We start from the raw sequence: 6,523 nt of genomic DNA, 5'->3' as shown, positions 1-6,523 counted from the left end.
CCTGTGCTGCCTTCATTCCTGGAAATGAACGGATACATGGCTGACACCAAGTTGCCCAAAAATCCAATACCACAACTTTTCCCTTTAAACTGGCTAGGGATACTTTTTCACCTTTAAGATTGAGTAATTCAAAATTAGGTGCAGGTTTAAAAGTTGCCATTTCTTTGATATGGTTGCGAATGTTTTGCGTTAACTCTATTTTTAAGGATGCATTAAAATTCTCGTAGCCTTGAACAGATCCGTTCAATTCAGTATATAATTTTTTAAGATCATTTTCGACCGCAAATTGTCCTTTAGCATATAACTTGGTGAGAATATTATATGCCTCAAGCTTTCTTCCTGTGCCCATTAAAGATTTGTAGTATACCATCGCTAGACCATCCGCTTGCTCTGGCGCAGCTTTGAGCGCATTCTCAATATAATTTAGCGCTTCAGCGTATTTTTTTGAGCAACAAGAATATTTACATAGGCTGACATGGAGCTTGCGTATCCCATCGCTGCAAAGCGAGCTTTATTGTCTTTTTGGTTCTCGGGAAGTGTTAAATAGTAATAGCTATCATCCATAGCGGTCTTTAGTAGTGGAGCCGCTGTAGTCGTGTCGCCTGCGCTCAGCAAAATTTGACCAACAGGTATATAGCCATTTCCGCGCCAGAATCGTTCTTTCAATTCTCCTAGATAATATACTGCTTTTTGTGCATTCCCATCGTTCGCAAAACTTTGTGCTAAATTAGCCAATACATAATCATAAGTCAGTGGTTCTTCCTTGAAGTTTTTAACTGGCCATTTTTTGATAAGGTCGTTATAAGCTTTTTCTTTTTGTACTGGCGTACTTGCATTGTAAAAAACATCTGTGATAAAGGCATCACGGGTTAGTGATCCTTTTGGATATTTTTTCTTAGCCAGTACTTCTGCAGATGCCTGCAGATCTTCTTTCCCTAAAGAACGCAAAATGTTGATTGTAGTACGGTAGTCTTCTTCTGATTTATAAGTCTTTAATTCGCTCATTAATACATTAGCAAGCGAATCCTTTTGTACCAACGTACCTTTTTCTATAATGGGGAGATACTGTTGGTATTTGTTTTTTGCTGGTTGTTGTGCAAAAGATGCTGTTAGCGAAAACACCAACGCAGCCGTTAAGATTTTTGTTTTCATTTTTTGTCTGTATGATTTTTTAAATTCATTAATCTTGGTATCCTGGATTCTGTGTCAGTTTATTGTTGATCAAAATCTGGGCTTGTGGAATAGGATACAAGACATCCGTGGCCTGCCAGTTTGATTTGATTGGAGACAATAGAGCGGTAGCACGATCGGTCCGCTTGAGGTCGAGCCAACGATGGCCGAACTCACCGAAAAATTCGTGCAGGCGTTCTGTTTCTATTGCAGATAGTAATTGTGTTTGGTTTAAGCTTGAATTAAGTCCTGCAAGTCCAGCGCGAGAACGGACAGCATCCACATCTGTCCGGGCTTCGGCAAGTTTTCCCAATTTAGCCCTCGCTTCCGCGCGAATAAGATACTGCTCGGCTAAGCGAAGCATAATATGGTATTCGGAACCTGTTCCCGAGGATACTTTATATTTGGTTATGGCATAATAGATTTTGTTGGAGACCGTCTTTGGACTTGTCCAATTTGTTTTTCTTAAGTCAACCGTCGGAGATGTCTCAAAGCTATTGTACACAGCGTCCGGTAGGGTGTAGCCGGGTGTAGCTGTAGCCGCGGTAATATAATTGGAGCCAAATGTCGTTACTCCCGTTTGATTGCCAAGTTGAAGGATAACCTCATTACTTGAGTTTACAAAATTTTTATCTGGTGTCGGCATGCCATAATCAGATGACTGTAATACTTTGGTGGCATAAGATTCGGCATTTTGATAATCCTTTTGGTAGAGATAAACTCTTGCCAATAGTGCGCTTGCAGCAGTTTTGTTAGCTCTTCCTCTCGGGCTTGCCGTTGCATCATAGGCCGTCGCCATCTTACTTTCCGCATCTTTTAGATCAGCAATAATCTGATCATATACTTGCTGTGCAGAAGTTCGCGGAAGAATTGCATCTTCAAAAGCGTGGAGGTCATCACGTAATTGCAATGGCACATCACCATAGAGGTTGACGAGATAGAAATAGGTATAAGCCCTAAAAAATTTCGCTTCGCCCAGGAGCTGATCTTTTACACTAGGGGTAAGGCTGGTGGATGCGTCGAGACCCGATATCGCATTGTTTGCATTCTTGATAAGTTGGTAGCAATTTGACCAGAAATTAGCGACATTCCCATTTGTGTTCAGCAGGTTATTGCTGGCGAATTCCGAGGTATTTGCATCAGCCGCATTGTATTGAAGGTCGTCTGCAGCGATTCCTGTATAAAAGGTTGAAGTCCCAGCGAGATTGATGCTTAATGTTGTGGTATACAATCCGCGTATGACACTATTTGCAGAAGCATCTGTAGAGAATGCTTCGCCAGCTACAACTTGTGTCGGTGGAGCGCCCAATTCCACAAATTTTTCGCAGGAGCTGGTCAAAAGAGTTCCACTGGTAATTGCTAATAATAGTATATTTTTATTGATGTTTAATTTCATGATCTCTAGTTTTAAAATTGACAGTTAAATCCAAATACAATCGTCCGCAATGGAGGCAATACCTGGGCAATCGTTCCAGTTCCTAAACCAGATGGACCGCCTTGCACGGTCGTTTCGGTATCCAAGACATATTTGTTCTTGGCCCAAGTAAAGAGATTTTGCCCTTGCATAAATACATTACAATTAGACATTTTTAATCTCGAAGTCCAGCTTTTGGGCAGGTTGTAAGATAAATTGACAGACCTCAATTTAATATAGGAAGCATCCCCATAGACAGCATCAGAGCTGGTATATTGATTATAAGAGTTGCTTAATGCAACTCCATCAGCTGAAGATGCTGGTACTGTCGGGATAATTGCTCCCGGGATATTGGTATTACTGTTATTTAATGTCCATCTGTCCAACCAGTAATCATTTTGGTTGAGCATAGCACCAGGTCTTGTATTGAGGATTTTAGTTACTCCAAAGCGGTGGTTAAATTGAAAAAATACGCCAAGTTCGAAGCCTTTGTAGGAAAAAGTATTGTTAAATCCGCCATAGAAAGGTGTACCTAAGTTAGCAACGTATCGGTCATCGCCCGTTATAGCCCCATCGCCATTGCGGTCTTCGTATAACGCTCTTCCTGTTGTGGGGTCTACACCTTGATAGTGATACAAACGGACCATATTGAGCGGCTCACCAACTAGAAAGCTACTTGAATAAAACGTGTTTTCAATTCCAGGAAATTTGACAAGTTTGTTTTTATAAAACGTGAAATTAGCAGATGTTTTCCATGTAAAATTTTCATTTGTAATATTGGTGGTGTTCAACTCCAATTCCAAGCCTGTATTTTGGATCAATGCCGGTAGGTTTTCTTTGTAACTGTTGTAGCCCGTTTGAGTACTTAAAACTAAATCAGTTATCTGGTCAGAAGAACGATTTCTGAAAAAGTTTCCAGTAAACAAAATTCGATCTTTCAAGAAACCTAGATCTAAAGCAAACTCCAGTTTTTTGGTTGTTTCCCACTTGATATATTCATTTGGAAGTGTTCCAATATTCATGGAAGGATTATTCAGATATGCGGTTGTTGAAGAGTAGAGTGGAAGATAAAGGTAATTTGAAATTTGATCATTACCTGTAGTTCCATAGCTCGCTCTCAATTTACCAAAACTTAAAAACGTCAGATTATCTTGTATAAAATCCTCTTTTCCAAAAACCCATCCTAGCCCTATTGCTCCAAAATTTCCGAATCGGTTTTTAGGTCCAAAACGAGATGAGCCATCTCTTCTAAAAGTTCCATTAAACAAATATTTCTCTTTCCAGTCGTAATTTACTTTTCCGAATAGTGCATTGTATTTGTAATATACGAGGTTATTGCTGGCAGTGAATAATCCTGCGGCACTGAGCGAACCTAAAAGTGCATCGTTTGAATAATTAGAACCATTGGTTGTCTGTGAACGGGATGAATTTTGCTGAAAACTTGTTCCAATTAATGCCGTAAATTTACCTTCGCCGACACTTTTTACATAATCCAATGTCGGTTCAATAATCCAATTTTCGGCCTTTGTATTAGAGAAACTGGAAGATCCAAGCGGGTTGGAGACGGTGTTATTTAAGGAAGTAATTGGGCGTTGATTATTTTGGTTCAACTGTGTGATGGTATAGCCAAAATTTGCTTTTGCAGTCAGTCCAGGTAGAATTTTGTAACTCAGATTGGCATTTGAGATCAGATTATTGGTATTACCAAAGTATTTCCGTTCGAGCAAGGCGATTGGGTTGTCAATAAAAGCTGATGACGGTAACCAATAGTATTTTCCATTGTCACCATAGATTGGATAATTGGGGGGCAAATTGTAGAGAGATGTGACATCAGAGGAAGGCATATCGGAATTGTCGTTGGCATAGCTAACTGATAAAGCGGCATTGAATTTTTTGTCAGAGGAGGTGTGATCCAAGTTTAACCGTGAGGTAAAGCGACTGTTTTTGCTATCTCCATAAAAAACAGTACTCTCGCGTCTATATCCCGAATTAAAGAAAAAACGGGTAGATTCGTTTCCACCAGACATATTCGCTTGAACGTCGGTAATATGTCCTTTGTTTCCAATCAGCATTTTCTGCCAATCTGTCGATTTGTTCTGATCCCATAACATAAGATCTGGAGCGTTATCGGCTGTAGGTGTAACTCCAGCATTAGCAAAAGCCTCTTTTCTTAGCGTGAGATATTGTTCTAGATTCAACATAGGGATAAAGTGGTTGACCTCGGTAAATCCGGTGTTAAAGTTGACACCAATGCGAGTACGACCTGCAGATCCTTTTTTTGTGGTGATCAATACGACACCATTTGCGCCCCGGCTACCATAGATCGCTGTAGCGTCGGCATCTTTCAAGACATCGATACGTTCAATATCCGCTGGATTAATCATGCTGAAGGGACTTAAGCCGCCTGAAGAAGCTGAGATACCAAATGAATTGAGGTTATCCGTTGCAGGTTGTCCGCCGTTAAAATTGGTAAAGGGAACTCCATCAACCACGTATAGCGGTATTGAACCTGAGGTCGTTCCACTTAATGACGCTTGATTCCTAATCTGAATCTGAACAGCACTTCCGGGCACACCATTGTTTTGGGCGATCAATACACCGGACATTCTTCCCGATAGTGCGGCAAGGGGATTACTTACAGGTTGAGAGGTAATGTCCTTCGCTGTGATCGAAGCAACTGATCCCGTATTCAGTCTACGTGTTGTCGTACCGTAGCCAATAACAACCACTTCTTCTAAGCTTCCTTCTTCCGGTTTCAGTTTAATAGGAGTAGAATTGGCAATAAGCTGCTTTGCAGTGATATCAACCTTCTGATAACCAATAAAAGAAAAAGTAATAATGACATCGTCATTTGGAATACGCAGTCCCCATTGTCCATTGACATCCGTTGCGGTACTCGTTTGCATATTGCGGTATTCTGCTTTTTGCCAGTCCTTTATGATAACAGATACTCCTGCCAAAGGCGTTCCATTTTCATTGACTACTTGGCCCGCAATGTGTTGCTGATTCTCTTTTTTTCTTTTATAGCGATAATGTCATTGTCCAATACTTCCCATGTTAGGTTGCTCCCGGCCAGAGACTGGGAAAGAAGATCTTTTACACTGATTTTCTTTCCAACAATATTGATTGTCGAGTTTGGGAGAGTCGATTTGCTAAAGAACATTTTGTATTTGCTCTTGTCATTGATTGTTTGAAATACATCTTCGAGTTTTCCTCCCTGGACGGAGACATCAATTTTTTCAGTTTGAGAATAGGCGAAGCTCTGTATATGCATGGCGCTAAGACAAATGAGCAGTAAAGCCAATCTCGACTCTTTTCTAAATTTGGGTTTTGTTTTGTTCATGTGAGTTATATAGGTTGATTGTTTTTAGAGTAGTTGTATTTGGTTTTTCCCCGTTTTTTTAATTTGAAAGTAATTGACAGTTTGTAATGCTTTTAGGATATTTTCTAGTTGTTCGTTTTCGAATGTTGCTGAGTAGCGTTGGTTGGCAACTGCTTTGTTTGTAATTTTAATTTCCACGCCATACATGCGCTCTAGTTTTAAGGCGATATCCAATAATCTATCATCTTGAACGGTAATCCGATTTAATAACCATTCGGTTTCTAAAGCGGATCCGTCTTTTTCAGAGATGGAAAATGGCTGAATAGCTATTGCCATGGGAGCCGATGCGGTTTTAGTAGTTGTCGATGGGAATTCCTTTTCAACTCCATTTACCTTTCTGATCACAAACTTTTCTTTGGGCTTTAATATAAATTTCTGATTGTCAGTTCCTTTTTTCCAAATGGATACTTTGCCACGTACCAAAGCTGTTTCGGCATTATTTTCTTCGGCATAATCGCGCACATTGAAAGCGGTTCCCAGAACGCTAATTTCCATCCTTGGTGTATGAATAAGGAAGGGCTTGGATGGATTTTTGGCGACATCGGAAAAATGCTTCC

6 protein-coding genes and 1 pseudogene are annotated in these 6,523 nt (G+C 40.2%); all 7 read right to left on the bottom strand.

Going from position 1 to position 6,523, the window contains the following annotated elements:
* Positions 1-349: TlpA family protein disulfide reductase (locus DTA23_RS07705; protein ID WP_256603069.1), on the bottom strand; the 349-nt coding region annotated here is incomplete at its 3' end.
* Between the two features lie 74 nt (positions 350-423).
* Positions 424-1,152: a hypothetical protein gene (locus tag DTA23_RS07700; RefSeq protein ID WP_112374312.1), complete on the bottom strand. Its 729-nt coding sequence runs from the start codon at positions 1,150-1,152 to the stop codon at positions 424-426.
* 28 nt (positions 1,153-1,180) lie between these two features.
* Positions 1,181-2,566, bottom strand: a complete 1,386-nt coding sequence (locus tag DTA23_RS07695; protein WP_112374311.1) for a RagB/SusD family nutrient uptake outer membrane protein — start codon at positions 2,564-2,566, stop codon at positions 1,181-1,183.
* An 11-nt stretch (positions 2,567-2,577) separates the two neighbouring features.
* Complete coding sequence (locus DTA23_RS07690; RefSeq protein WP_172462348.1) at positions 2,578-5,544, bottom strand: SusC/RagA family TonB-linked outer membrane protein; 2,967 nt, start codon at positions 5,542-5,544, stop codon at positions 2,578-2,580.
* A gap of 20 nt (positions 5,545-5,564) precedes the next feature.
* A complete protein-coding gene (locus DTA23_RS07685) occupies positions 5,565-5,927 on the bottom strand; it encodes an STN domain-containing protein (RefSeq protein WP_146753032.1) in 363 nt (120 codons plus the stop codon).
* Positions 5,928-5,951: 24 nt separating this feature from the next.
* On the bottom strand, positions 5,952-6,389 hold the full coding sequence (locus tag DTA23_RS28710) for a FecR domain-containing protein (protein ID WP_370445070.1): 438 nt from the start codon (positions 6,387-6,389) through the stop codon (positions 5,952-5,954).
* Positions 6,384-6,515: pseudogene (locus DTA23_RS28705) on the bottom strand (FecR domain-containing protein); the annotation flags it as partial. The gene DTA23_RS28710 and the pseudogene DTA23_RS28705, both read right to left, overlap by 6 nt.
* Positions 6,516-6,523 lie beyond the last annotated feature (8 nt).

The organism is Sphingobacterium multivorum (assembly GCF_900457465.1).
Classification (GTDB): domain Bacteria; phylum Bacteroidota; class Bacteroidia; order Sphingobacteriales; family Sphingobacteriaceae; genus Sphingobacterium; species Sphingobacterium multivorum.
The sequence above is the reverse complement of the archived record's forward strand: the minus strand, read 5'-3'. Positions and strand labels throughout refer to the sequence as shown.